The sequence below is a fragment of the Domibacillus sp. F004 genome (genome assembly GCF_057814295.1).
Genome location: NZ_JBVATB010000001.1, coordinates 346979 through 372537 on the forward strand (window position 1 = coordinate 346979; position 25559 = coordinate 372537).

The 25559-nt window shown below is 40.9% G+C and carries 22 protein-coding genes; 18 read left to right on the top strand and 4 right to left on the bottom strand.

Features of this window, described 5'->3' with window-relative positions:
• The first annotated feature begins 17 nt into the window (after positions 1 to 17).
• The 5 genes from ahrC to ACZYRN_RS01915 all read left to right on the top strand — a co-directional run bounded on the left by ahrC (position 18) and on the right by ACZYRN_RS01915 (position 5496).
• Positions 18 to 467 carry a transcriptional regulator AhrC/ArgR gene (ahrC, locus tag ACZYRN_RS01895; protein WP_488909803.1) on the top strand — a complete coding sequence of 150 codons (450 nt, stop codon included), beginning with the start codon at positions 18 to 20 and terminating at the stop codon, positions 465 to 467.
• 16 nt (positions 468 to 483) lie between these two features.
• Positions 484 to 2175: a DNA repair protein RecN gene (gene recN / locus ACZYRN_RS01900; protein ID WP_488909804.1), complete on the top strand. Its 1692-nt coding sequence runs from the start codon at positions 484 to 486 to the stop codon at positions 2173 to 2175.
• An 89-nt stretch (positions 2176 to 2264) separates the two neighbouring features.
• The gene (gene spoIVB / locus ACZYRN_RS01905) at positions 2265 to 3356 is read left to right on the top strand and encodes a SpoIVB peptidase (RefSeq protein WP_488909805.1); all 1092 of its coding nucleotides are present in this window, start codon (positions 2265 to 2267) and stop codon (positions 3354 to 3356) included.
• A 173-nt stretch (positions 3357 to 3529) separates the two neighbouring features.
• Complete coding sequence (spo0A, locus tag ACZYRN_RS01910) at positions 3530 to 4309, top strand: sporulation transcription factor Spo0A (protein ID WP_488909806.1); 780 nt, start codon at positions 3530 to 3532, stop codon at positions 4307 to 4309.
• Between the two features lie 746 nt (positions 4310 to 5055).
• Positions 5056 to 5496: a hypothetical protein gene (locus ACZYRN_RS01915; RefSeq protein ID WP_488909807.1), complete on the top strand. Its 441-nt coding sequence runs from the start codon at positions 5056 to 5058 to the stop codon at positions 5494 to 5496.
• Between the two features lie 713 nt (positions 5497 to 6209).
• Here ACZYRN_RS01915 and ACZYRN_RS01920 read toward each other — a convergent pair.
• Positions 6210 to 6449 (bottom strand): DUF2627 domain-containing protein, encoded by a 240-nt coding sequence (locus ACZYRN_RS01920; protein ID WP_488909808.1) that lies wholly within the window; start codon positions 6447 to 6449, stop codon positions 6210 to 6212.
• A gap of 167 nt (positions 6450 to 6616) precedes the next feature.
• Here ACZYRN_RS01920 and lpdA point away from each other — a divergent pair, with 167 nt between their 5' ends.
• The 4 genes from lpdA to ACZYRN_RS01940 are packed head-to-tail and all read left to right on the top strand — an operon-like array spanning position 6617 to position 11296.
• Entirely contained in the window at positions 6617 to 8041 is a 1425-nt protein-coding gene (lpdA, locus tag ACZYRN_RS01925) for a dihydrolipoyl dehydrogenase (protein WP_488909809.1), read from the top strand.
• A 13-nt stretch (positions 8042 to 8054) separates the two neighbouring features.
• Positions 8055 to 9065, top strand: coding sequence for a thiamine pyrophosphate-dependent dehydrogenase E1 component subunit alpha (locus tag ACZYRN_RS01930; RefSeq protein WP_488909810.1), 1011 nt, complete (start codon positions 8055 to 8057; stop codon positions 9063 to 9065).
• Entirely contained in the window at positions 9065 to 10048 is a 984-nt protein-coding gene (locus ACZYRN_RS01935; RefSeq protein ID WP_488909811.1) for an alpha-ketoacid dehydrogenase subunit beta, read from the top strand. The genes ACZYRN_RS01930 and ACZYRN_RS01935 overlap by 1 nt, the downstream gene beginning before the upstream one ends.
• Before the next feature lie 27 nt (positions 10049 to 10075).
• On the top strand, positions 10076 to 11296 hold the full coding sequence (locus ACZYRN_RS01940) for a dihydrolipoamide acetyltransferase family protein (RefSeq protein ID WP_488909812.1): 1221 nt from the start codon (positions 10076 to 10078) through the stop codon (positions 11294 to 11296).
• Between the two features lie 40 nt (positions 11297 to 11336).
• Here the strand turns inward: ACZYRN_RS01940 and ACZYRN_RS01945 are convergent, their stop codons facing one another.
• Positions 11337 to 12197 (bottom strand): DUF1002 domain-containing protein, encoded by an 861-nt coding sequence (locus tag ACZYRN_RS01945; RefSeq protein WP_488909813.1) that lies wholly within the window; start codon positions 12195 to 12197, stop codon positions 11337 to 11339.
• A gap of 141 nt (positions 12198 to 12338) precedes the next feature.
• On the opposite strand from ACZYRN_RS01945, the gene ACZYRN_RS01950 reads away from it, so the two are divergent.
• The 5 genes from ACZYRN_RS01950 (at position 12339) to ACZYRN_RS01970 (ending at position 18991) form a co-directional block, all read left to right on the top strand.
• The gene (locus tag ACZYRN_RS01950; RefSeq protein WP_488909814.1) at positions 12339 to 13928 is read left to right on the top strand and encodes a methylmalonyl-CoA mutase family protein; all 1590 of its coding nucleotides are present in this window, start codon (positions 12339 to 12341) and stop codon (positions 13926 to 13928) included.
• Complete coding sequence (gene scpA, locus ACZYRN_RS01955; protein ID WP_488909815.1) at positions 13925 to 16108, top strand: methylmalonyl-CoA mutase; 2184 nt, start codon at positions 13925 to 13927, stop codon at positions 16106 to 16108. The genes ACZYRN_RS01950 and scpA overlap by 4 nt, the downstream gene beginning before the upstream one ends.
• A gap of 50 nt (positions 16109 to 16158) precedes the next feature.
• Positions 16159 to 17184, top strand: a complete 1026-nt coding sequence (meaB, locus tag ACZYRN_RS01960) for a methylmalonyl Co-A mutase-associated GTPase MeaB (RefSeq protein ID WP_488910521.1) — start codon at positions 16159 to 16161, stop codon at positions 17182 to 17184.
• 325 nt (positions 17185 to 17509) lie between these two features.
• On the top strand, positions 17510 to 17947 hold the full coding sequence (locus ACZYRN_RS01965) for a BrxA/BrxB family bacilliredoxin (protein WP_488909816.1): 438 nt from the start codon (positions 17510 to 17512) through the stop codon (positions 17945 to 17947).
• Positions 17948 to 18004: 57 nt separating this feature from the next.
• Positions 18005 to 18991, top strand: coding sequence for an aromatic acid exporter family protein (locus tag ACZYRN_RS01970; RefSeq protein ID WP_488909817.1), 987 nt, complete (start codon positions 18005 to 18007; stop codon positions 18989 to 18991).
• On the opposite strand, the gene prli42 is transcribed toward ACZYRN_RS01970, so the two are convergent.
• A complete protein-coding gene (prli42, locus tag ACZYRN_RS01975; protein ID WP_488909818.1) occupies positions 18984 to 19079 on the bottom strand; it encodes a stressosome-associated protein Prli42 in 96 nt (31 codons plus the stop codon). The two genes, ACZYRN_RS01970 and prli42, sit on opposite strands and share 8 nt — an antisense overlap.
• 156 nt (positions 19080 to 19235) lie before the next feature.
• Here prli42 and mce point away from each other — a divergent pair, with 156 nt between their 5' ends.
• From mce to gndA, 4 genes are all read left to right on the top strand, one after another.
• Complete coding sequence (gene mce / locus ACZYRN_RS01980; RefSeq protein ID WP_488909819.1) at positions 19236 to 19643, top strand: methylmalonyl-CoA epimerase; 408 nt, start codon at positions 19236 to 19238, stop codon at positions 19641 to 19643.
• The gene (locus ACZYRN_RS01985; RefSeq protein ID WP_488909820.1) at positions 19643 to 21196 is read left to right on the top strand and encodes an acyl-CoA carboxylase subunit beta; all 1554 of its coding nucleotides are present in this window, start codon (positions 19643 to 19645) and stop codon (positions 21194 to 21196) included. The genes mce and ACZYRN_RS01985 overlap by 1 nt, the downstream gene beginning before the upstream one ends.
• A gap of 91 nt (positions 21197 to 21287) precedes the next feature.
• The gene (locus tag ACZYRN_RS01990) at positions 21288 to 22406 is read left to right on the top strand and encodes a M20/M25/M40 family metallo-hydrolase (RefSeq protein WP_488909821.1); all 1119 of its coding nucleotides are present in this window, start codon (positions 21288 to 21290) and stop codon (positions 22404 to 22406) included.
• A 31-nt stretch (positions 22407 to 22437) separates the two neighbouring features.
• A complete protein-coding gene (gndA, locus tag ACZYRN_RS01995) occupies positions 22438 to 23850 on the top strand; it encodes an NADP-dependent phosphogluconate dehydrogenase (protein ID WP_488909822.1) in 1413 nt (470 codons plus the stop codon).
• 197 nt (positions 23851 to 24047) lie between these two features.
• Here gndA and zwf read toward each other — a convergent pair whose 3' ends face one another.
• A complete protein-coding gene (gene zwf, locus ACZYRN_RS02000) occupies positions 24048 to 25550 on the bottom strand; it encodes a glucose-6-phosphate dehydrogenase (RefSeq protein WP_488909823.1) in 1503 nt (500 codons plus the stop codon).
• Positions 25551 to 25559 lie beyond the last annotated feature (9 nt).

Genomic DNA, 25559 nt, shown 5'->3' on the forward strand with positions numbered 1-25559 from the left:
ATTATGGGGTGGGTATCATGAATAAAGGACAACGACATATTAAAATTCGAGAAATGATTGCGAACAATGAAATTGAGACACAAGATGAACTCGTTGATTTGTTGAAAAAAGCTGGTTATAACGTAACACAAGCTACGATTTCACGCGATATTAAAGAACTTCATCTGGTAAAAGTGCCATTAATGGATGGGCGTTATAAATATAGTCTACCTGCTGATCAGCGTTTTAATCCGCTGCAAAAATTAAAGCGGTCACTTGTTGACTGTTTTGTTAGTATTGATTCAGCCGGCCATTTTGTCGTCATGAAAACATTGCCTGGTAACGCTCAGGCGGTCGGTGCGTTAATTGATAATCTGGATTGGGAAGAAATTATGGGTACGATTTGCGGGGATGACACTTGTTTACTTATTTGCCGTGCACCGGAGCAGACGGAAATCGTATCTTCTCGTTTTTTAGAAATGCTTTAATAAGGATGTGACGATCGTGCTTCAAGAATTATCGATTCGCCATTTTGCAATTATTGATGCGCTTGAATTATCATTTGAACGAGGGTTAACCGTATTGACAGGGGAAACAGGTGCAGGAAAATCAATTATTATTGATGCATTGCAATTATTAACCGGTGGAAGAGGCTCTGGGGAGTTTGTTCGGCATGGTGAGAAACGGGCAGAGATTGAAGGATTATTTACCTTACATGAAAACCATCCTTGTTTTCAAGTCTGCCTTGAATTTGGTATTGAGCTGGAAGAGGAATCAGTCATTTTACGCCGTGAAATTTCCGCCGCTGGCAAAAGCGTTTGCCGTGTAAATGGTAAAATGGTTACGCTGTCAATTTTACGTGAAATTGGTTCTCGTTTAATGGACATTCACGGCCAACATGAATATCAGGAATTAATGAATGCGGGCAGTCATCTTCGTTTACTTGATGACTTTGGCGGCACAGCGATTCAGCATGCAAAAGAGAAATATATAAATATTTACAATCGTTACGATCATTTACAGACAGAAATACGCCGTCTCAGTGAAAATGAACAAAATTTAGCGCATCGTCTGGATTTAATACAGTTCCAATTTAATGAAATTGAAAAAGCGGAATTGATTATAGGCGAAGAAGAAAAATTGGAGTCAGAAAGACGGCAGTTAGCCAACTATGAAAAGTTGTATGCTGCATTGTCGGAAGCTTACAGCGCGCTCTCAGGTGATGGAAAAGCACTTGATTGGCTTGGTCTAAGTGTAAATGGACTTGAATCTGCAGCCGGCATTAATGATGAATATAAATCGATTCATGATGCCGCCGCCAATAGTTTTTACGTTCTTGAAGATACTGTACGTGATGTAAGCTCTATTCTTGATACCCTTGAATTTAATCCGGCAAGGTTAAATGAAATTGAAAGCCGGTTAAATGAGATTAATCAATTGAAACGAAAATATGGAGCGACAATTGAGGATATTTTACAATATGGCAATAAAATTGCCGAAGAAATGGATCAGTTGATTCACCGTGAAACACATGTAAATCGTTTGCAAAAAGAATTGAAGGAAATAGAAGTAACCCTTACAAAAAAAGGGGAAAAGTTATCTGACCTGCGCCGTTCATATTCGAAAAAGCTGGAAGATGCGATTCATCGTGAGCTAAAAGAGTTATATATGGAAAAAACGGTATTCAGTGTGCATTTTCAGTCAGAAAATGGGCAATTTAAAAAAGATGGTATAGATCAAATTGAATTTTACATGACGACTAATCCTGGTGAACCGCTTAAACCGCTTGTGAAAATTGCTTCTGGCGGTGAAATGTCACGCGTTATGCTAGCAATGAAAACAATCTTTTCAAAACATCAAGGTGTTACATCGATTATTTTTGACGAAGTGGATACAGGAGTAAGCGGTCGTGTTGCGCAATCGATTGGTGAAAAAATTTATAAAATTGCTGTTCATTCACAAGTGCTCTGTATTTCTCATTTGCCACAAGTTGCTGCCATGGCTGATATACATTTGTATATTCAAAAAAGCCATGATAAAAAGCGGACAAGTACAGTCGTGACACCGCTTAGCGAGGATGAAAAAGTGGTGGAAATTGGAAGGATGATTTCCGGTGTAGAAATGACGGATTTGACAAAAGAACATGCAAAAGAATTGCTTACATTATCCGCGAAATTAAAAAAATCAGCTGTTTGAAATGACATCCATCTTCACCCCATATTACCGTTATAATCACGGTCCTCTCCGGACAAAGTAACAAGGCAAGACAAAAAGGAGGGAGTGGTATGACAGTAAGAAAAGCATCGTATCAATATCTTTTTTCATTTTTACTGATGTTATCAGTATGGGCGGGCGAAGGAACAGTCATTCAAGCAGAGCAGACGGATCATGAATTACTACAATCAGCGGGCTTTCCAGCAGTAAAGGAAGAACGTGAACGTATTTTTGTTGTACCTGGTGGTCAGTCAGTCGGCCTTCAATTACAAACAAAAGGATTGTATATTGTCGGATTCCATTTCGTCGGTACATCAGGTGATAAGCAGTCAGCAGGAGAATCAGCTGGATTGCTGCCAGGTGATGTTATTGTGAAGGTAAACGGAAAAAAAGTAACCGAACCACAATCAATTCGACCGCTTGTTCAGTCAGCAGGTGAACAAAATAAGCCACTTCAATTATCAGTGCTACGTGGAAAAAAGGATATTCAAATGGCAGTCACACCGATAAAGGATGTAGAAACAAATACGTATAAGCTAGGTGTATACATTAAAAATCGAACAGCAGGTATTGGTACATTGACATTTTATGAACCAAAATCAAAAAAATATGGAGCACTTGGTCATGTAATTAGCGATGTACAATCTGGACAGCCATTTTCACCAATAAAAGGAACCATTCATCCCGCTCAAATTACAGGCATTCAAAAAGCAACAGAAGGAATTCCAGGTGAAAAAACAGCTGTTATTCCGGAAGGTAAAAAATGGGGAACTGTATCTTCAAATACGCCATTTGGTATTTTTGGCCGTCTTTATGCAGATATTGATGGCGGAAGACTTTATCCAGCTGCTCATCCAGATGAGGTTGTAGAGGGGCCAGCTGAAATTTTAACAGTAACCGAAAATGAAACTGTCGAACGATATAAAGTGTCAATTACACGTACTATTCAACAAACAAAACCAGAAATAAAAGGAATGATTATTAAAATGACCGACACTCGTTTAATTGGCAAAACGGGCGGAATTGTGCAAGGAATGAGCGGAAGTCCAATTATTCAAAATGGTCGAATCATTGGAGCAGTCACTCATGTATTTGTTAATGATCCACTTTCAGGTTATGGTGTTCATATTGACTGGATGTTAAAAGATGCAGGAGTTATTTAAATAAGGGGGCATTTGCCCTCTTTTTGACGAATAAAGAAGAGAAAAAGGTCGAAAAATGACATAAAATTAAGAAAAATATATATATTCAATTTTTTGAAGGTTTTCATTCCTCTTTGTCGAAAAATCCTTTAGAATGGTTTATGAAGGTTAAAGTGGATGAGGAGGAAATAAGTATGGATCAAATTAAAGTAGCGATTGTAGATGATAATAGGCAACTTGTTCAGTTGCTTGAAGAAGTTATTTCAAGTCAGGATGATATGACGATTGTAGGTACAGCATACAATGGACAAGAATGTTTAACAATGCTATCAGAAATAGAGGCGGATATATTAATACTTGATATCATTATGCCCCATATGGATGGGCTTGCTGTTCTGGAACGTCTAAGTGTTAGTGAGCAGGAAAAATTGCCACATGTTATTATGCTGACAGCCTTTGGACAAGAAGATGTAACAAAAAAAGCCGTTGAATTAGGCGCATCTTATTTTATGTTAAAACCATTTGATATGGATAGTCTAATCAGCCAGATCCGGCAGGTAAGCGGAAATGAAAACCCCGTTCAACATATGGAATATCGAGAGAGTCCGAAAAAATCAAAGAAAAATATTGATGCAAGCATTACAGCTGTTATCCATGAAATAGGCGTGCCAGCTCATATTAAAGGCTATTTATATTTACGTGAAGCAATCACAATGGTATTTAATGATATTGAACTGCTCGGATCGATTACGAAAGTTCTATACCCAGAAGTTGCCCGTAAATATAACACAACACCGAGCCGTGTTGAACGTGCAATCCGTCATGCAATTGAAGTAGCATGGAGTCGGGGAAATATGGAGTCAATCGCCAAAATGTTTGGTTATACTGTATCTGTCACAAAAGCAAAACCGACAAATTCAGAATTCATCGCCATGGTGGCGGACAAGCTCCGAATTGAATATATGGCATCATAAGGCAGTCGTGACGTGAGTTTAACCGTTAAGACAGCAGATAATCATAACCGATAAACTGACGGAACGACCCGATAAATAATCAGCGGGTTCCCCGTTAATTATGCGTTTCCCAGTATTATAAAGGGAGGCGTTTTTTTGTTTGTCGATAAGTTCATGTTTTGCTGCAATTCAAAAAACCTCACGTGTAAAATGAAAATAAGCTATAAGCAATCGCTTCGGCTCTTCTGTGACCATCATCCGATGAGCCAAAAATAATGCGGAGGCATGTGCCGATTAGTGATACAAGCTCGGAAAATTCCCTTCGTAATATCAAAGTTTGTTAAATTCCCTCTTACTATATAGACTTTATGCTTCTTGCTCTACTTTGTAAAAAAACCGCTTACAATGATAAATATTATTTTTGGTGAAATGTAGAAATCAAATTGTGCAAAATTCAAAAATGATAAGAATAAGAAAACATCTATCAATAAGCACGTAATGATCACCCAAGCGAATATCTATCTGCTGCTTGAAAACGCCAGACGATTTACCGGCATCAAGTATCGGATGAAAGTGCCCTTGAAACAATTTGTGTTTTCGTTACGTTCAGTTTTCCAGGCGAGCAGGTTCAGCCGCCATTTCTCCTTGCAATAAAGTTCCATAACTTCATATTACCAACCTCTGTTGTTCATATTAACTGTCTGCATATGTATGAATTCAATATAGATCGTCTACACTTATCAGAACAGAAAAGGGAGGCGGTTAATGTGATCAAATCAGCGAAAGTTATAAGGATCGGTGCGCTGCTTGTTGTATTCGGATTGATAATGGCGTTAATACTGTTTGTACCTACGGAAGAACCGGTGCAGGAAACGCAAGAACATACCGATAAGATAGACGAAGCGTTGTCGGGTGAATTTACTGAAAAATTCCGATCAGAGTTCGCAAGTTACGACGGCATAGCGCTGTTCGACCGAGCAGAAGTCGTACCTGGCCAATATTTTGCGAAGATATATTCGACAGTCGCGTCAACAGAAGAGGATAAAGTGCGCCAAGCGGCCGTTAATAAACTCGGTTCGATGGCTGCGACTCATTATTACACGAACTTTCGAGAGCGCGTTGACTTGAATGAAGTTCGTATTTATGGAAGTGACGGTAAAGATCTTGGCTATACATTCCCTGACTTGCGTTTGTCTGCTAGTCCATAATGAAGAAGAAGCCGAACGGTTTACCGGCGGCTTTTTAGTGTATAATTTGCTTGTCTTCCCAAACAAGGCCGTCCAATACCTCATCTGCTGTCGGCGATTTACAGAAATCATATATACAGCCCAGGGGTGAAAATCAGCATAATATTTTTCGGCATCTCTGGTTCATCTTAATTACAGAAGTTAACCGACGATAGTATTGTAATATCGAATTTTCTTGTTCAAAATAACTTGCGAACTGTTTTCCAGTTAGTTACAATCAAAACAATGAGTACTTGATGATAAACGGCCGGATGTAAGAGTGATAAAGAGTGGTGTATAATATCGATTTTGTGATTAATTACGCAGCTAGTTGATAGACCGAAGATTAAGCAAAACCGACAAATAGGGAATGTACTGCGATAATCACAGACAAATTATATGGCATTATAAAAGCATAGAATAAAATGGACGTCGATAATTTCATCGCACCACTTTTAATTTCTTGGTTTAATTCATAACGAAGAAATTGAAAGTGTTTTTTTATGAGAAAAACATAATCTTAACCTACATCAAATTATGTTTTAAAAAAGATCACTTAATTGGAAAGGGTGTTTCTGGTACAATAGAATAGATTAGCAGGCGTTACTATCTTTAAAATGGATAAGCAGATGCAATTGGAAAGGCGAAAGATAAAAAGCGGTTTCAACCAAACATCTGATTGAGACCGCTTTTCACTATTCTTTATCCTGAAATTTTGGTTGGACTTTATTTTGCTTTCGGTCACGTCTAAAAATAAAGCCGGCTACAAAACCGAGACCGCCGATAAACAGCAGTAAACCGGCCATAAACTGCATCCACAAAAAAGGAAACGGAGACTGCAAAATACCAAATAGCATGTCACGCATTAATTTAATCCCTACTCCGGCAAGAAAGCCTGGAATAACGAGAATAAGTAAAGCAATGATGCGGATCATTAATCGAAACCCTCTTTCAAAAAGTCTTATTCACAAATCATAACGCACCCGTATCATTTGTCAAGAAAGCCTCGTCAATGTTAAAACAATTAAAAATACAATTATCATATGACATAGTTTTGAAACTATATACAATGATAATAGGATATATAAAGGGGCGAATAAATGTGGTAAAAGAATACGATCTTGTCATTTTAGGTGGAGGAACAGGTGGCTATGTATCAGCAATTCGTGCTGCACAAGCAGGGCTTACAACCGCCATCGTCGAAAAAGAAAAGCTAGGCGGTACATGCCTTCATAATGGCTGCATTCCAACAAAAGCACTGCTTAGAAGTGCCGAAGTCTTTAGAACGGTTAAAGAAGCGGCTGCGTTTGGTATAGCGACAGACAATACAACGCTTCAATTTGCGCGCGTGCAGGAAAGAAAAGAAAAAATTGTTCATACGTTACATAACGGAGTACAATCATTAATGAGGAAAGGTAAAATAGACATATACAGCGGTGTTGGCAGATTACTTGGTCCCTCTATATTTTCCCCTATGGCAGGTACGATTTCCGTTGAAATGAATGATGGGACAGATAACATTATGCTCATACCTAAGCAGGTCATTATTGCGACAGGTTCCAGACCAAAAGCATTGCCAGGTTTTGATGTGGATGGAGAATGGATTTTATCTTCGAATGAAGCACTTCAACTTAAAGAAGTACCATCGTCTGTCATAATTGTTGGCGGAGGTGTAATAGGGATTGAATGGGCATCCATGCTTGCAGATTTTGGTTCAAATGTAACGGTTATTGAATATGCGGATCGTGTGATTCCGACGGAAGATCAAGATATTTCGGCAGAGATGGCCCGTTTGCTAATGAAGCGAGGCGTACGAATTATAACAGGTGCAAAAGTGCGTCCGGATTCAATCGAAAAAGAGCCAGGTATGATTCGGGTAGAAGTTGAGATGAAAAATAGTACACAATTAGTTGAAGCAGAAAAAATGCTCATTTCTGTCGGACGTGTGGCAAATATTGAACATATTGGACTGGAAAATACAGAGATTATCCTTGAAAATGGATGTATTCAAGTGAATGATAAAATGCAAACGAATGAATCTCACATTTATGCCATTGGGGATGTGATCGGAGGGCTGCAGTTAGCGCATGTTGCATCTTATGAAGGAATTACAGCAGTGGAACATATAGCAGGAAGAAATGTGTATCCAATTGATTATACGACCGTCCCTAAATGTATATATTCAAGCCCTGAAGCTGCCAGTGTGGGAATGACTGAACAGGAAGCTAGACAAAAAGGATTCCAAGTGAAAATAGGTAAGTTCCCATTTCAAGCAATTGGGAAAGCACTTGTTTTTGGTGAAAGCGATGGATTTGTGAAAATTGTTGCGGAGGAAAAAACGGATGATCTACTCGGTGTTCATATCATTGGTCCGAATGCGACAGAACTTATTTCAGAAGCAGCGCTAGCACGTGTTCTCGATGCAGCAGCATGGGAAGTGGGCACAATGATCCATCCGCATCCAACATTGTCTGAAGCGATTGGCGAAGCGGCGCTGTTAGTCGATGGCAAAGCCATTCATATGTAAAAGGAGGATAAGTATGGAAAATAGACATAAAAAAATGGGATTATCTGATGAAACGGTGCTTGAAATGTATGAAATGATGCTGCTTGCGCGCCGGATAGATGAGCGCATGTGGTTATTAAACCGATCAGGCAAAATCCCGTTTGTTGTATCAGGACAAGGTCAGGAAGCTGCACAGGTCGGCGCTGCATTTGCACTCGACCGCAGTCAAGATTACATATTGCCATATTATCGGGACACTGGTATTGTGCTGGCATTTGGCATGACGGTTAAAGAATTAATGCTATTTGTATTTGCCAAAGCAGAAGATCCAAACTCTGGCGGACGGCAAATGCCTGGTCATTACGGACAAAAGAAAAATCGGATCGTCACAAATTCCTCGCCCGTTACGACACAGGTACCTCATGCAGTAGGCATTGCGCTTGTCGCAAAAATGGAGAAAAAGAACTATATCTCATTTGTTACGTTTGGTGAAGGATCATCCAATCAGGGAGACTTTCATGAAGGAGCCAATTTTGCAGGAGTTCATAAGCTCCCGGTTATTTTAATGTGTGAAAATAATCGATATGCGATTTCTGTACCGGCAGACAAGCAGCTCGGTTCTGCTAAAGTGTCAGATCGGGCTATTGGCTACGGCATGCCTGGGTATACAATTGACGGAAATGATCCTCTTGAAGTGTACCAGTATGTAAAAGAAGCGGCCGACCGCGCACGGCGAGGCGAAGGACCGACATTGATTGAAACGATGGTGCACCGATTGACACCGCACACATCCGATGACGATGATCGTTTGTACCGTCCAGCAGAGGAATTGGAAAAAGCGAAACTGGAAGACCCAATGATTACATTTCGTACATATGTAAAAGAAACGGGTGTTTTAACAGATGAAAGGGAACAGCAAATGGAGCGTAACATCCAGCAATTGATCGACGAAGCGACCGATTATGCTGAACAAGCGCCATTTGCAAAACCTGAACAGGCACTCGACTTTGTTTATGCCGAAACAGAACAGGAGGGGACCAGGTAATGCCTGTTATTTCTTATATTGAGGCCGTTACAATGGCGCTCCGAGAAGAAATGGAGCGCGATTCAAATGTGTTTATGCTTGGAGAAGACATAGGGAGAAAAGGCGGTGTTTTTAAAGCCACAAAAGGATTGTATGAACAGTTTGGGGAAGAGCGTGTACTTGATACGCCACTTTCAGAATCTGCTATTGCAGGTGTAGCGATAGGTGCAGCAATGGTTGGGAAACGACCTGTTGCCGAAATGCAATTTGCTGATTTTATTATGCCGGCCGTCAATCAAATTATTTCAGAAGCCGCCCGCATTCGCTACCGCTCAAACAATGATTGGGACTGCCCGGTTGTCATACGTGCCCCGTACGGTGGAGGCATTCATGGAGCGCTTTATCATTCGCAGTCTGTTGAAGCCATTTTTGCCAATCAGCCCGGTTTGAAAATCGTCATGCCGTCTACACCGTATGATGTGAAAGGGCTGTTAAAAGCAGCGATTCGTGATAAAGATCCGGTCTTGTTTTTTGAACATAAAAAAGCGTATCGATCGATAAAAGGAGAAGTACCAGAAGATGATTATATCCTGCCGATTGGAAAAGCGGACGTGAAGCGAAAAGGAGACGATATAACCGTTATTACGTACGGATTGTGCGTTCACTTTGCTCTGCAGGCTGCTGAAAAGTTAGCAAAAGACGGGATCGAAACGGAAGTCGTTGATTTACGCACAGTGTATCCACTCGATCAAGAAACAATCATTAAGTCAGCCGCAAAAACAGGAAAAGTATTGCTCGTGACAGAAGACAATAAAGAAGGAAGTGTTATAAGCGAGGTATCGGCAATCATTGCAGAAAATTGTCTATTTGATCTCGATGCACCGATTCAGCGGCTTGCGGGTCCTGAGATACCAGCTATGCCATATGCGCCGACGATGGAGAAATACTTTATGATGAATCCTGAAAAAGTCGAGAAAGCGATGCGAGAGCTGGCTGAATTTTAACTGTTTGTCAGAAAGGGGTTTTTCAACATGGCCATACAACATATAACAATGCCGAAACTCGGGGAGAGTGTCACAGAAGGAATGATTACAAAATGGCTGGTGACACCTGGCGACCATGTAAATAAATATGATCCAATTGCCGAAGTATTAACGGACAAAGTAAACGCGGAGATCCCATCATCCTTTACAGGAGCGATACAAGAAATTGTAGCAAAAGAAGATGAAGTATTGTCTGTTGGAACTGTTATTTGTACGATTGAAACAGAAGAAGTACAAGCTGTTCAAACGAAAGAAGAATTCACTCAACCGGAAAAAAAAGCGGTGGCAGATAACCGTACCCGTTATTCACCGGCTGTCTTAAAGCTTGCGCAACAGCACGATATTGATTTAAAGGCAATGAAAGGGTCAGGAAAAGGCGGACGGATTACACGAAAAGACGTGCAGGAATTTATTGATGCCGGTGGTCAGCCTCAAGCACTTCCTCCTGTGTGGAAGGAGCCGCAACCCCAATCCCAACCTGCTGTTGTGCCACACATACGGAGTGCTGAAGGTGACACGGTTATTCCGCTTGATAGTGTGAAACAAAGTGTGGCAGCTAATATGGTGCGAACGAAACAGGAAGTACCACATGCGTGGATGATGATTGAAGTCGATGTAACAAAACTCGTTGGATACCGTGATTCTATTAAGAAGTCATTTAAAGAAAATGAAGGTTATAATATTACTTATTTCGCCTTTTTTGTGAAAGCAGTGGCTCGAGCATTAAAGGAATTTCCAGAAATGAATGCTATGTGGGCGGGCGACCATATTGTCCGTAAAAAAGACATTAATATTTCCATTGCTGTAGCGGCTGATGATAAATTGTATGTTCCTGTTGTAAAGCAGGCTGATGAGAAGTCGGTGAAAGGCATTGCAAAAAATGTAGTTGATCTTGCGAAAAAAGCACGCTCGGGTATATTGTCATCAGAAGATGTCAATGGCGGTACATTTACTGTGAATAACACCGGTTCATTTGGTTCCGTACAGTCAATGGGTATTATTAATTATCCACAAGCGGCGATTTTACAAGTTGAGTCGATTGTGAAGCGGCCGGTTATCATTGACGGCATGATTGCTGTGCGGGACATGGTTAACCTTTGTTTATCCATTGATCATCGTGTGCTTGATGGCCTTATTTGCGGACGTTTTATGCAGCGTGTGAAAGAATTACTCGAAAATGCATCAGAAGAAACGATGCCGATTTATTGAAAAAAGGTGTTTTCTCAAGCGAGAAAACACCTTTTTTTCATTATTTAAATAATCCGGCGATGGCATCTACAATTGACTGGAGGAAGTCAAGGATAGACTGAAGAATGCCTTGTCCTTCTTCAGAGCCTTTAAAGCTGTCCCATTGCTCTTTCGCCTTATCGATTTGCGAATTGACTTGATCCCAGTTAATATCTAAGTTCTTCATTTTATCAAATAAAGAGGCAAGCTGATCCCGTTGTGCATCGCTTAGTTGAATGTTCAATTCATTTGAAATATTATTAATGATTACTTTAATTTCCTGAATAGTCTGTGGATTTTGTGCGGCGACTTCTTCTTTAATCCGTTCGATTAGATTTGTTGCTTCTTCCTGACCAATTTCATCACCTAGTTTTGCGGTTGTGACCATTTCTTCATTTGCGACTTGCTTTTGCTCTTCCGGAATTTTTTCACCGGTCGTAGACTCATAGGCTTTAATAATCCCGGTTAGCGCAGCTGTACCGGACACATTAAACGGCGCGGTAATATAAATGTCTGCATCTTTTACGCTCGCTGTTGACAGCGCATTGGTATACATTTCTTTTGAAACCCACGTAATATTTTTCGTTTCAACGTTTAAACCAGCGCCAGACTCAGCCGTTATAATTTTACTAGAAGAAATCGCTTTCGTTCCAATTTGTGCTTTTGGAATGTAATCACCTAAATATTGATGTTCTTCAGCATTTGAAACCGTAATGGTCTGCACATCAGCAGGTACCTCCATTTCTGTCAGCAGCTGTTCTTTTTGAGCCGGTGTTAAGTTTTCACCAAGTGTCACAATGATGTCACCAGGTACGCTATCTGCTGAGACGATGGTACCTAAACTAAAAAAGGTAATAATAAGCAGGCTAAATAGTTTTCTCATTTTTTCGCTCCTGAATAAAAAATTGCTCTTTTAAAAAAAGAGTTATTAATAGAATAGCATGCTCCTCATAAATTTTCACGTTTTGTCCCGTACACATTGCCTGCTTTGTCCCGTTTATAATACAATCAAGGAGAAACAAATATGTTTCTTTTTTGCGAACGCTTCAAATTGAAAACGATTTCAGTAAAAGGGGTGGAAATTATGAAAGAACAAACCTTTCCGGCTAGTACATTGGAAGAATGGGAGCAGGCTGCACGGTCGTCTTTAAAGGGGAAACCATTATCTGAACTGTTCACAAAAACGGTGGAAAATATTGAATTAAAGCCGCTTTACACGGATGCTGATGTAAAAGGGATACATCCTTCTCTGCCAGGAGAAAAACCGTTCACGAGAGGGTTTTCCCGTATAGGAACATTTCCAAAACCGGAAATAGAATTAGCCGTTGACCCTGTTTCAGAAGGTGCAGCAGCAGGTGTTTTTCCATCAAAAAAAGTGCTTGAACACATACATAATCAGTCATTCATGACGATCAACACTGTACCTTATCATATGGCAGGTGCAAATGCTGTGCAGGAACTGGCTGCTGCTCTATCTGAAGCCGTCTTTTATATGAAAATGGCCGTTAATAAAAATGAAATGGTTTCGAAAATGATTATTCATTTCGCGGCAGGGCCAGAGTTCTTTACAGAAATAGCAAAGATTCGTGCATTCCGAACACTTTGGTCAGCTATTATAGATGTTTACCAATTAGATGAACAATCGAAGCCAGCGATCAGCGTGGAAACGAGTGCACGGACGTTATCAGCACTTGATCCACACGTTAACATATTACGAACAGGCAGTGCTGCTTTTTCCGCGGTGCTAGGCAATATTGATTATCTGCATGTCTTACCTTTTAATCAAGCAACTAAAAGTGTAACAGAGTTGTCTAAGCGGCTTGCCCGTAATATTCCACTCATATTGAAACATGAAGCACATCTTGATAAAGTAACCGATCCAGCAGGCGGTTCTTATTACATCGAGTCGTTAACGAATGAAATTGGCCGTATGGCATGGGATGAATTTGCCCGGATAGAAGAAGCCGGTGGGATTGAACACGTACTTAAAGCAGGAATAATTCAAAAAGAGATTGCAGCTGTGCAGATGAAACGGGAAAAAGAGCTAGCGACCCGCAAACAGTTATTAATAGGCACAAATATATATATAAATATGACGGAAGAGTTTGAATTCAACCAGCAGGAAATAAAGAGATTAAACGTGGAAGGTGAAAAAATCGTTTCGCTTATGCCAAAAAGATTGACAGAGCCGTTTGAACAGCTTCGTCAAAAAGCAGCGGCGATTGAACAAACTGGAAAGTCTGTGCAGGCGGGGATTATTTGCCTTGGCAAGCTAAAAATAAACAAACCGTGTACAGATTATATAATGGGTGTACTCAGTGTTGGCGGTATTCAGCCGGTAAGGTCTAACAATATTGAAACAATAAAAGAAGCTGTTCAATTTGTTGAGATGAACAAGCTTCCCTACTATTGCATTTGCGGGGCAAATTCAACATATGAACAATTCGGACCAGAACTGATAGAAGAGTTAAGAAAAGTATCTCAATCAGCAGTTATTGATGTGGCCGGAAATTGGCAAGTGACAGGGATAGATGGCTCTATTTCAGATGGGGATGATATTGTGGAAAAATTAATGGCACTGCTTTCCTTATTTGAAGGGGGAACCGAGCAATGAATTTAAAAGAGTATAATCCATTTAAAAAAAGAGCTAAAAAATCACTTGATGAATGGAAAGTGGCGCTGGAACAGGGGGTGAAAAAATCATTTGATGATTTGTCATATGAAACGAATGAATCGATTAGGCTGCAGGCTGTTTATACAGAAGAGGATATAAAATTACTTGGCCATGTAAACGATTATCCAGGCATCGTTCCTTATACACGAGGTCCATATCCGACGATGTATGTGAACCGTCCGTGGACTATTCGTCAGTATGCAGGTTTTTCAACTGCAGAAGAAAGCAATGCGTTTTACCGGCGCAATTTGGCGATGGGCCAAAAAGGACTGTCTGTTGCGTTTGATTTGCCGACACATAGAGGCTATGATTCGGATCACCCCCGTGTCGTTGGTGATGTTGGAAAAGCAGGTGTAGCCATTGATTCGGTAGAAGATACAAATATTTTATTTAATGGTATTCCACTGGACCAAATGTCCGTGTCGATGACAATGAATGGAGCCGTTTTACCTATTATGGCTTTTTATATCGTTACGGCTGAAGAACAGGGTGTGACACGCGAAAAATTGTCCGGTACGATTCAAAATGATATTTTAAAAGAATATATGGTACGTAATACGTATATTTATCCACCGGAAACATCAATGCGGATTATTGCTGATATTTTTGATTATACATCAAAAGAAATGCCGAGGTTTAATTCGATTTCTATTTCTGGCTATCATATGCAAGAAGCAGGTGCAACAGCGGACATTGAACTTGCATATACACTCGCGGATGGCCTTGAATACGTACGGACCGGGCTTGCTGCAGGCATTGATATTGATTTATTTGCCCCGCGTCTGTCCTTTTTTTGGGCGATCGGCATGAATTACTTTATGGAAGTGGCCAAAATGCGTGCGGCCCGCCGTATATGGGCGCAGCTGATGAAGCCGTTCAATCCATCCAATATGAAATCAATGGCTCTTCGTACGCACTCACAGACGTCAGGATGGAGTTTAACAGAGCAAGATCCGTTTAACAATGTTACACGTACGCTAATTGAAGCACATGCGGCGGCGATGGGGCATACACAATCATTGCATACAAACGCTCTTGATGAAGCGATTGCGCTCCCAACTGATTTTTCAGCGCGTATTGCCCGCAATACACAATTATTTTTGCAGGAAGAAACAGGGGTCACCAATGTGATTGATCCGTGGGGCGGCTCGTATTACGTAGAAGCGCTGACGAATGAATTGATGGAGCGAGCGTGGGCTCATATTAAAGAAATTGAAGAACTTGGCGGAATGACGAAAGCAATCGAAACGGGACTTCCGAAAATGAAAATTGAAGAAGCAGCAGCACGCCGTCAAGCTAAAATTGATTCTAATGAAGAAATAATTATTGGGATGAATAAATACCGCCTGAAAAAAGAAGACTCAATTGATATTTTAGATATTAACAATACGGCAGTCCGTTTGAAGCAAGTGGAGAGAATTGAAAAAATGAAAGAAAACCGCGATGAAGTACAAGTAAAGGCAGCGCTAGAGGCCATTACCGCTTCTGTAAAGTCCGGTGAGGGCAACTTGCTTGAACTTGCAGTAGCAGCTGCAAGGTTACGTGCAACTCTTGGGGAAATTTCCAATGCTGTTGAAGCGATAAGCGGAAGACATAAAGCCGTGATCAGATCTGTGAGCGGTGTATACAGTGCCCATTTTTCTGATTCAGAACAAATAGCCCTTGTCCAGCAGCTAACAGCAGAATTTGAAGAGCAGGAAGGGCGCCGTCCGCGTATTTTAGTTGCCAAAATGGGACAAGACGGCCATGATCGCGGCGCAAAAGTAATTGCGACAGCCTACGCTGATCTCGGTTTTGACGTCGATATTGGCCCCCTTTTTCAGACGCCAGAAGAAACAGCGAAACAAGCAGTAGAAAATGACGTTCATGCAGTTGGTTTTAGTTCACTTGCAGCTGGTCATAAAACATTGCTGCCGGCTTTAGTGGAAGAACTGCAAAAACTTGGCCGTGACGATATTGTTGTGTTTGTCGGCGGTGTTATTCCGGCACAGGATTACGAGTTTTTAAAAGAAAAAGGAGCAGCCGCTATATTTGGACCTGGTACTGTTATTCCGGTGTCTGCACAAGTCGTTTTAGAGAAAGTGTATGAGCGGCTAGGCTATGAGGAAGTGACAGAATGACGGAAGAACACAATCATGGAACAAAAGATGTGTCGGCAGCGCATGACGACATGATCGCACTACCGAGGAAAACGTTCCGCAAAAAAAAATTAGTGCTTCCCGATTTAAATGAGATGGTAAATGGTATCGTGAATGGTTCAGTCAAAGAATTAGCGAAAGCGATCACGTTTATTGAAAGCAATGCAGCCGATCACTATAAATATGGACAAGACCTGCTGCAAAAGCTCTTGCCGCATACAGGAAATACACTTCGGATCGGAATTACAGGTGTGCCCGGTGCAGGAAAGAGTACATTTATCGAATCATTTGGGATGATGCTATGCAATGCAGGACATCGCGTCGCTGTGCTCACCATTGACCCGAGCTCTTCTATTTCAGGTGGATCTATTTTAGGAGATAAAACGAGAATGGAACAGCTTGCTAAACATCCAAATGCTTTTATACGGCCATCTCCATCAAGCGGTACACTTGGAGGTGTCCACCGCAAAACGAGAGAAACGCTTGCTTTATGTGAAGCGGCTGGCTTTGACGTAATTTTAATCGAGACGGTTGGCGTTGGGCAAAGTGAATTCGCTGTCCGCAGCATGGTCGACTTTTTTATGCTGCTTGCATTGACCGGAGCGGGAGACGAACTTCAAGGGATGAAAAAAGGTATAATGGAACTAGTGGATGCTGTTGTGATTAATAAAGCGGATGGGGCAAATAAGTCTCTTGCTGAGAAAACGAAGCGGCAATACAATCAAATTTTGCATGTTTTGCAGCCGGCCACGAAAGGATGGGAATCAAAAGCATATACATGCTCGGCATTGAAAAATGAAGGAATCGATATGATCTGGATGATGATAAAAAAATTTAGAAATGTGACGGAAAAGAGTGGTGTTTTGATCGAGCGCCGCCGCAATCAGACGAAAGATTGGCTTCATACACTCATTATGGAAAAACTTAAAAATCAATTTTATGGTCATCCATATGTTAAAGAACAGATTGGCCAGTTAGAGCACGATGCAATGAACGGGGATATTTCACCGTCGCAGGCTGCAGAACAGTTATTTAAACAAGTATATGGACCAAAATGAGATAGTCAGTGATAGTTAAAAGCTATACGTAAAATGTTCTATTCCCGCATTCCCGGCATTAAAAAAGCCATCCGGATAAATCCGGATGGTCAAATACAGGGAGTTTAAGGGTATGGATTCAGTTGCCTTATTACTTTACCCGGCGAATGAAAAAGTTAAACATGCATTTTTAATTTTTTAATTAGTTATTTTTCAGAGTAGCTTCCGTAACTTTGATTAAAATGTATGTGATGAATAAATCAAGGAATGCCTGGCCCATTTCATTGTAATAAACCATATTTTCACTTATGATAGATCTACTAACTAAATAAAGGAGAGAATAAGTATGGGAATGGATTTTAACTTTTTTATGAATGATGTCGTCCGTCAGGCGCGTGATGAAATTAAAACGGCTGGTTATACAGAATTAACAACACCTGAACAAGTAGATGCGACACTGAACGAAAAAGGGACAACACTTGTTATGGTCAACTCTGTCTGTGGCTGTGCGGGGGGAATTGCACGTCCAGCAGCGGCGCATGCCATCCATTACGATAAGCGCCCAGATCGTCTTGTGACGGTTTTTGCAGGACAGGATAAGGAGGCCACAGCACAAGCGCGTAGTTTCTTTACAGGTTATCCGCCGTCTTCACCGTCCTTTGCGATCATAAAAGATGGTGAAGTGAAAGCAATGGTCGAACGTCATGAAATTGAAGGGCATCACCCGATGTCCGTCGTTGAACATTTACAAAAACTTTTCGATGAATATTGTGAAGAAGTTTAAATAAGCATGAAAGCCTTGCCGATTGTGGCAAGGCTTTCTTAAGTAGGAGTGGGAACAATGATTAAAATCGGCTACCGCACCGCCAAAACGGCAATTGGAATTGTCGTTTCCATTCTCTTGGCTGAATGGATTGGGCTTAATAATGCGGTATCGGCAGGAATCATTACAATATTGTGTATTCAAAATACAAAGCATCGATCGCTTCAGGCAGCAAGGACACGTCTCGTTGCTTGTCTAGTAGCACTATTTTATTCAGTACTGTTTTTTGAAGTGTTTTCGCATCATGCCATTGTAATTGGAGTTATTATGATTTTGTTTATTCCCACAACAGTTGCCCTTAAATCACAGGAAGGCATTGTGTCAAGCACAGTGATTATATTGCATTTATATGCTGCTGATCAGCTGACAGCAGGGCTCATTATAAATGAAATTGGCATTATTTTAATCGGTATTGGCATAGCACTTTTATTAAACTCTTATATGCCGAGTGTCGAGCGGAAATTGGTTCAAATGCAAGAAGAAACGGAGCGGTTATTCGGACGGATTTTTGAAGAAATTATTCTCTATTTGCGGACGAATGATCATTCATGGAATGGGAAAGAATTGACTGAAACAGCTGAACTGATCAAACAAGCAAAAACGCTTGCTTTTAAAGATGTTCAAAACCATATTTCCAGATATGACAGCTTATTTTATCAATATTTCACGATGCGTGAAAAGCAATTTGATATTATAGAGCGTATTTTATCCATTGTTGCGTCCATTTTGCATCGGCCAGAACAGGCAGTGATGATTGCGGATTTTATGGAAGAATTAAAAGCGCATATTCATCCAGGCAATACAGCCTACTTGCAATTGACAAGGCTTGATGAAATGAAAAAGCAATTTGAAGAGATGCCGCTTCCTGCAACACGTGAGGAATTTGAAGCGCGAGCAGCCCTTTACCAATTTGTGCGTGAGATGGAGCAATATTTACTTATTAAAGCCCGCTTTCGAGGCATGAAAAAAGAGCGGCTAAAAAAGCACGCCCGGTCTTTTACATAAACATTGTTAAGCCGAACATTACGGTTGATGCCAGCATAGCAAATAACATTAAATACACAATAATTTTTCGAATCGTTTTGTTGCGCATGTAATTTTTTCTCCTTTACATCCGGTCTTACTAACTATTGTACTGGTAAACCGATAGACATGCAACCGAAGAAAATGATTGAAAAAAAGGGTTTTGTTCACTATTTGTTGAATTAGATTAGGCCGTTTTAGTATTTATATCAAAGGAGCAATGGATATGAAAAAAGTGGATCATATTGGGATTGCAGTCACATCACTCGAAGAATCGATCTCGTTATATACAGAACAGCTTGGCATGGTACATGTGAAAACAGAATCGGTAGAATCACAAGGTGTCGTTGTCGCATTTATTGATGCCGGCAACATAAAGATTGAACTGCTTGAACCGATCACTGAAGACAGTCCGATTGCGAAATTTATTGCAAGCCGCGGCCAGGGAATACATCATATTGCATATAGTGTTGAGCGCATTGAAGATCGTATTGCAGATATGAAAGAACGGGGAATCCGAATGATTAATGAAACACCGAAAACGGGTGCAGGGGGCGCACAAATCGCATTTATGCACCCAAAATCAACCGGTGGTGTGTTAATGGAGCTTTGCGAAAAAGGAGAGGAATCGTAATGGCTGATATATTTGACAGTATTCATGAATTGCAGGATAGACGTCGTGAAGTTGAACTTGGCGGCGGTGACGAACGAATCAGTAAACAGCATGAAAAAGGCAAATTAACCGCACGTGAACGGATTGAATTATTAGTAGATGAAGGCTCATTTATTGAATTAAACCCATTTATCGAACATCGTAGTACAGACTTCGGTTTAGAAAAAGTAAAAGGACCTGGCGATGGCGTTGTTACCGGTTATGGAAAAGTGAATGGCCGTCCGATTTACTTATTTTCGCAAGATTTTACGGTTTTTGGCGGTGCACTCGGTGAAATGCATGCGCAAAAAATAGTCAACGTCATGGATTTAGCTGCTAAAAATGGAACACCTTTTATCGGTTTAAATGATTCTGGAGGTGCCCGTATTCAAGAAGGGGTATTATCATTGGATGGCTATGGGCATGTTTTTTACCGGAATGCGATCTATTCTGGAGTCATTCCGCAAATTTCGGTTATTCTAGGACCGTGTGCAGGTGGGGCTGTCTATTCGCCGGCGATTACCGATTTTGTGTTTATGGTGGATCAAACGAGTCAAATGTTTATTACGGGACCGAAAGTAATTGAAACGGTCACCGGAGAAAAAATTTCCGCGGAGGATTTGGGCGGATCTAAAGTACATAATGCAGTGAGTGGCAACGCACATTTTCATGCGGAAACGGAAGAAGAAGTTTTGGAAAAGGTGCGTGCGCTTTTATCCTATTTGCCACAGAACAATGAAGAGAAGACGCCGGTTGTTGAGGCAATGTCAGATGAAAGTGATTATCGCGAGGAACTAACAGATGTCGTGCCGTTTGATGGGCTTCGTCCATATGATGTGCGTAAAGTAATTAAGCATGTTGTTGACGAAAAATCATTTATAGAAGTACAAAAAGAATTTGCGAAAAATATGGTGATTGGCTTTGCTCGTGTCAAAGGGGAAACGATCGGTCTTGTCTGTAACCAGCCGAAATTCATGGCGGGTGGACTAGATATAGATTCATCAGATAAAGCCGCACGATTTATTCGTTTCTGTGATTCATTTAATATACCGATTATTACATTTGAAGACGTTTCAGGATTTTTCCCGGGTGTAAAACAAGAACATGGTGGTATTATTCGTCATGGGGCGAAAATTTTATATGCGTATTCTGAAGCAACAGTGCCGAAAATTACCGTTATTTTAAGGAAAGCATATGGGGGTGCTTATGTAGCCCTTAATTCAAAATCAATCGGTGCAGACCTCGTATATTCATGGCCAAATGCAGAGATTGCGGTTATGGGGCCGCAGGGGGCCGCAAATATTATTTTTGCCCGTGAAATAGAAGCAAGCGATAATCCGGAAGCAACGCGGGCCGCGAAAATTAATGAGTACCGTGAAAAATTTGCCAATCCGTATGTTGCAGCGGCACGCGGTATGGTCGATGATGTCATCGACCCGCGTGAAACACGTATTAAAATTATACAAGCATTAGACATGCTGCGGACAAAAAAAGAAGAACGACCGAAGAAAAAACATGGAAATATTCCGTTATAATCATGAATCAGCGGGAAGAACAGTTTCTTCATGCTGATTTTTTATACAAAAACGTTTATAATTAAAATGAGAGAAAATTTGGAGGTGCAGCGTGGTTAATGAAGAACGTTTATTGAATGAATTTCTAGAACTCGTTCAAATCGATTCTGAAACGAAACACGAGCAGCGGATAGCCGAATCGTTAAAAGCAAAATTTACTGCACTTGGCATCGATGTATATGAAGATGATACGGCATCCAAAACGGGTCATGGAGCAGGTAATTTAATTTGCACATTGTCAGCTGTGAAAGAAGGAATTGATCCGATTTATTTTACGTCCCATATGGACACCGTTGTGCCAGGTAAAAAAGTAAAACCGATTGTAGAGAACGGATATGTGAAAACGGATGGTACGACAATACTTGGTGCAGATGATAAGGCGGGTTTAGCGGCAATGTTTGAAATGATTCGTCTCTTAAAAGAACGAAATATTGCCCATGGCTTGATTCAATTTATCATTACAGTCGGTGAAGAGTCTGGTCTTGTTGGAGCAAAAGCACTCAATCCTACGCTTGTAAAAGCAAAATACGGCTTTGCACTTGACAGCGACGGCGATGTAGGCAATATTATTGTGGGAGCACCAACACAAGCGAAAGTGACGGCACGCATTTATGGAAAAACAGCACATGCTGGTGTCGCACCGGAAAAAGGTGTGTCTGCGATTACGATGGCGGCTAAATCTGTTGCCCGTATGCCGCTTGGCCGCATTGATGAGGAAACGACAGCGAATATCGGCCGTTTTGAAGGCGGTCAAGCGACAAATATCGTTTGTGATTATGTGCAGATTTTGGCGGAAGCCCGTTCGCTTGAACCGGCGAAAATGGATGCACAGACGCTTAAAATGAAAACCGCATTTGAAGAAGTAGCTGCTGAAATGGGCGGCCGTGCCGAAGTGGATGTGGACGTGATGTATCCGGGATATAAGTTTGGTGCTAACGACCATGTAGTAAAGGTTGCACAAAAGGCAGCAGCGAAAATTAATCGCTCGTCCAAGCTGCTCACAAGCGGTGGCGGAAGCGATGCAAATGTCATCGCCGGATTTGGCATCCCGACTGTAAACTTAGCTGTTGGATATGAAGATATTCATACGGTCAATGAAAAAATGCCGGTAAAAGAACTTGTTAAGCTTACTGAAATGGTAACGGCAATTGTGGAAATTGTAGCAGAATAAAAAAATTATTAGAGAAAGAAGGATTATTTTTATGACTAAACAGCAAATTGGTGTAATTGGTCTTGCCGTAATGGGCAAAAACTTAGCGTGGAACATTGAAAGCCGTGGTTATACAGTATCTGTTTTTAACCGTTCTTCTGAAAAAACGGATGAGATGCTAAGAGAAAGCGAAGGCAAAAATATTGTACCGGCTTATTCAATCGAAGAATTTATTGCGTCACTTGAAGTACCGCGTAAAATTTTACTTATGGTAAAAGCGGGTGAAGCAACAGATAAAACGATCGATCAATTGAAGCCTCATCTTGAAAAAGGAGATATTATTATCGATGGCGGTAATACCTTCTATAAAGACACACAGCGCCGTAATACAGAGCTTGCAGAACTTGGTTTTCATTTTATTGGTACGGGCGTATCAGGAGGCGAAGAGGGCGCTTTAACAGGTCCATCTATCATGCCTGGAGGTCAAAAAGAAGCGTATGAGCTTGTTGCACCGATTTTGAAAGATATTTCAGCAAAAGTTAACGGTGAAGCGTGCTGTACATATATTGGCGGCGACGGAGCGGGTCATTATGTAAAAATGGTTCATAACGGTATCGAATATGGCGATATGCAACTCATTGCAGAAGCGTATTCTTTATTGAAAGATGTGCTTGGATTATCTGCAGAAGAGCTCCACTCTGTATTCTCTGAATGGAATAAAGGCGAACTAGACAGCTACTTAATCGAAATTACGGCCGACATTTTCACGAAAAAAGATGATGATACGGGTAAACCGCTTGTTGATCTTATTTTAGATGAAGCAGCGCAAAAAGGAACAGGGAAATGGACAAGTCAGAGTGCTCTGGACCTTGGTGTACCACTTCCGCTTGTTACGGAGTCTGTATTCGCCCGCTTTATCTCTGCGTTAAAAGAAGAGCGTGTAAGAGCTGCAGAAGTCTTACAAGGACCTAGAGACCATGCGTTTGATGGAGATCGAGATGCATTTATTGAATCTGTGCGCCGTGCCCTTTACATGGGTAAAATATGTTCATACGCACAAGGATTTGCGCAAATGAAAGCAGCTTCTGAAGAGTACGGATGGGATTTAAAATATGGCGACATTGCGATGATCTTCCGAGGAGGCTGTATCATCCGGGCTCAATTTTTGCAAAAAATTAAAGAAGCATATGATCGCGATGCTGCACTTGATAACTTGCTTCTTGATCCATATTTCAGCGCTATCACAAATGAATATCATGTGGCACTTCGTGAAACGATCTCAAATGCTGTGTTGAATGGCGTTCCTGTGCCAACGTTGTCATCCGCAATGGCTTACTATGATAGTTACCGCAGTGCTGTATTGCCTGCTAACCTTATTCAAGCGCAGCGTGACTACTTCGGTGCTCACACATATCGTCGACTAGACAAAGAAGGCACGTTCCACACTGAATGGATGCAGAAGTAAGAGAGGATTTATTTTCAATAAATCGACTTGTACAGAGATAGCAAACTTTATAAAAGTAAAAGAAAAAAGCACCGTGTAAAACGGTGCTTTTTTCTTTTCGCCAGCTTACAATACAGTTCAAATTTGGATATATATGAGTTGTTTAGTATAAAAAGATCAAAAAGCAGGTGCTCAGTAAGTGAGCACCTGCTGGAAAATTAATTACAATCATTTTTTACATCAAGCATATCTAATGGCCACCAGAAGAAGCCGTCTTGCTCAAGTAGTTCATCTGCCGCTTTTGGTCCTTTTGTTCCCGCGGGATAGTTCGGATACGCCGCTTTTTCATTTCTCCATGCTTCGGCAATAACATCAACAAAGCTCCATGAAAGGGCAACTTCATCCCAATGTGTAAAGTTTGTAGAATCACCGCGCATAGCATCGTGCATCAATTTTTCATACGCTTCAGGTGTATTCATAATGTCTGTACCACTGTTTGCGTAGTTAAGCTTTACAGGATTTGTTTCCAGCTGGTAACCAGCCCGTTTTGCATTTAGATGAAGCGTGATTCCTTCTTCCGGTTGAATATGAATCACAAGTAAATTAGGTTCCAATTCCTGTTCATTGGGACGATAATATAAATTCATTGGAATGTCTTTAAATTGAACGACAATTTTTGTTGATTTAAGCGGCATTCTTTTACCAGTACGAATATAAAATGGCACGCCTGCCCAGCGGAAATTATCAAACATAACTTTACCGGCAACGTACGTTTCCGTGTTAGATTCTGGATTAACATTATATTCTTCACGGTAGCCGAGCATATCACCGTTTTCACTTGGTCCGTATTGTCCGCGGACGAAGTATTCATTGACGGTTTCGAGTGTTAATGGACGCATAGAGCGGAATGCACGAACTTTTTCACTGCGAATATCATCATCTTGAAGGCTGATTGGCGGTTCCATCGCAAGAAGAGAAACCATTTGAAGCATATGGTTTTGAACCATATCTTTTAATGCACCGCTCGTTTCGTAATAGCCTCCGCGTTCTTCTACACCCAGTGTCTCACTTGATGTAATTTGAATATTGGAAATATAACGATTATTCCAAAGGGGTTCAAACAAAGCGTTTGCAAAGCGGATCGATTCAATATTTTGAACCATTTCTTTTCCAAGATAATGGTCAATCCGGTAAATGTCTTTTTCATCAAAAGATCGGCGAATTTGAGCATTTAATTCTTGTGCTGATGGCAAATCATGGCCAAAAGGCTTTTCAATAATAAGACGGCCGAAGCCTGCTGTATCTGTTAAATTGTCTTTTTTCAAATGATCAGCAATCGTACCGAAAAATTCAGGTGCCATTGCTAGGTAAAATAGACGGTTGCCACCAAGTGAATACTTGTAATCAAGTTCATTGGCAAGGGTACGCAATTCTACATACGAATTGGAATCGGATACATCATGCGGTAAATAATAAAAATGGGAAATGAACTCATCTATTTGATCTTGATCCGTTGTCAATTCTATAACTGATTTTTTTACATGCTCACGGAAAATGTCATTGTCCCATTCACGGCGAGCTGTTCCAATAACAGCGAATCCGGATGCTAAGTGTCCTTTACGATATAAACGGTAAAGAGACGGATATAATTTTCGTTTTGCCAGATCTCCTGTTGCGCCGAACAGGATCGTCAGAGCAGACGGCGTTTCAGATTTAATCATGTTAATACC

Bases quoted from the DNA above. Each gene is read 5' to 3' on its own strand.
- ahrC (WP_488909803.1), top strand. From the start codon at position 18: ATGAATAAAGGACAACGACATATTAAAATTCGAGAAATGATTGCGAAC.
- spoIVB (WP_488909805.1), top strand. From the start codon at position 2,265: ATGACAGTAAGAAAAGCATCGTATCAATATCTTTTTTCATTTTTACTG.
- spo0A (WP_488909806.1), top strand. From the start codon at position 3,530: ATGGATCAAATTAAAGTAGCGATTGTAGATGATAATAGGCAACTTGTT.
- ACZYRN_RS01920 (WP_488909808.1), bottom strand. From the start codon at position 6,449: ATGATCCGCATCATTGCTTTACTTATTCTCGTTATTCCAGGCTTTCTT.
- ACZYRN_RS01930 (WP_488909810.1), top strand. From the start codon at position 8,055: ATGGAAAATAGACATAAAAAAATGGGATTATCTGATGAAACGGTGCTT.
- ACZYRN_RS01935 (WP_488909811.1), top strand. From the start codon at position 9,065: ATGCCTGTTATTTCTTATATTGAGGCCGTTACAATGGCGCTCCGAGAA.
- ACZYRN_RS01940 (WP_488909812.1), top strand. From the start codon at position 10,076: ATGGCCATACAACATATAACAATGCCGAAACTCGGGGAGAGTGTCACA.
- ACZYRN_RS01945 (WP_488909813.1), bottom strand. From the start codon at position 12,197: ATGAGAAAACTATTTAGCCTGCTTATTATTACCTTTTTTAGTTTAGGT.
- ACZYRN_RS01950 (WP_488909814.1), top strand. From the start codon at position 12,339: ATGTTTCTTTTTTGCGAACGCTTCAAATTGAAAACGATTTCAGTAAAA.
- scpA (WP_488909815.1), top strand. From the start codon at position 13,925: ATGAATTTAAAAGAGTATAATCCATTTAAAAAAAGAGCTAAAAAATCA.
- meaB (WP_488910521.1), top strand. From the start codon at position 16,159: ATGATCGCACTACCGAGGAAAACGTTCCGCAAAAAAAAATTAGTGCTT.
- ACZYRN_RS01965 (WP_488909816.1), top strand. From the start codon at position 17,510: ATGGGAATGGATTTTAACTTTTTTATGAATGATGTCGTCCGTCAGGCG.
- ACZYRN_RS01970 (WP_488909817.1), top strand. From the start codon at position 18,005: ATGATTAAAATCGGCTACCGCACCGCCAAAACGGCAATTGGAATTGTC.
- prli42 (WP_488909818.1), bottom strand. From the start codon at position 19,079: ATGCGCAACAAAACGATTCGAAAAATTATTGTGTATTTAATGTTATTT.
- mce (WP_488909819.1), top strand. From the start codon at position 19,236: ATGAAAAAAGTGGATCATATTGGGATTGCAGTCACATCACTCGAAGAA.
- ACZYRN_RS01985 (WP_488909820.1), top strand. From the start codon at position 19,643: ATGGCTGATATATTTGACAGTATTCATGAATTGCAGGATAGACGTCGT.
- gndA (WP_488909822.1), top strand. From the start codon at position 22,438: ATGACTAAACAGCAAATTGGTGTAATTGGTCTTGCCGTAATGGGCAAA.
- zwf (WP_488909823.1), bottom strand. From the start codon at position 25,550: ATGATTAAATCTGAAACGCCGTCTGCTCTGACGATCCTGTTCGGCGCA.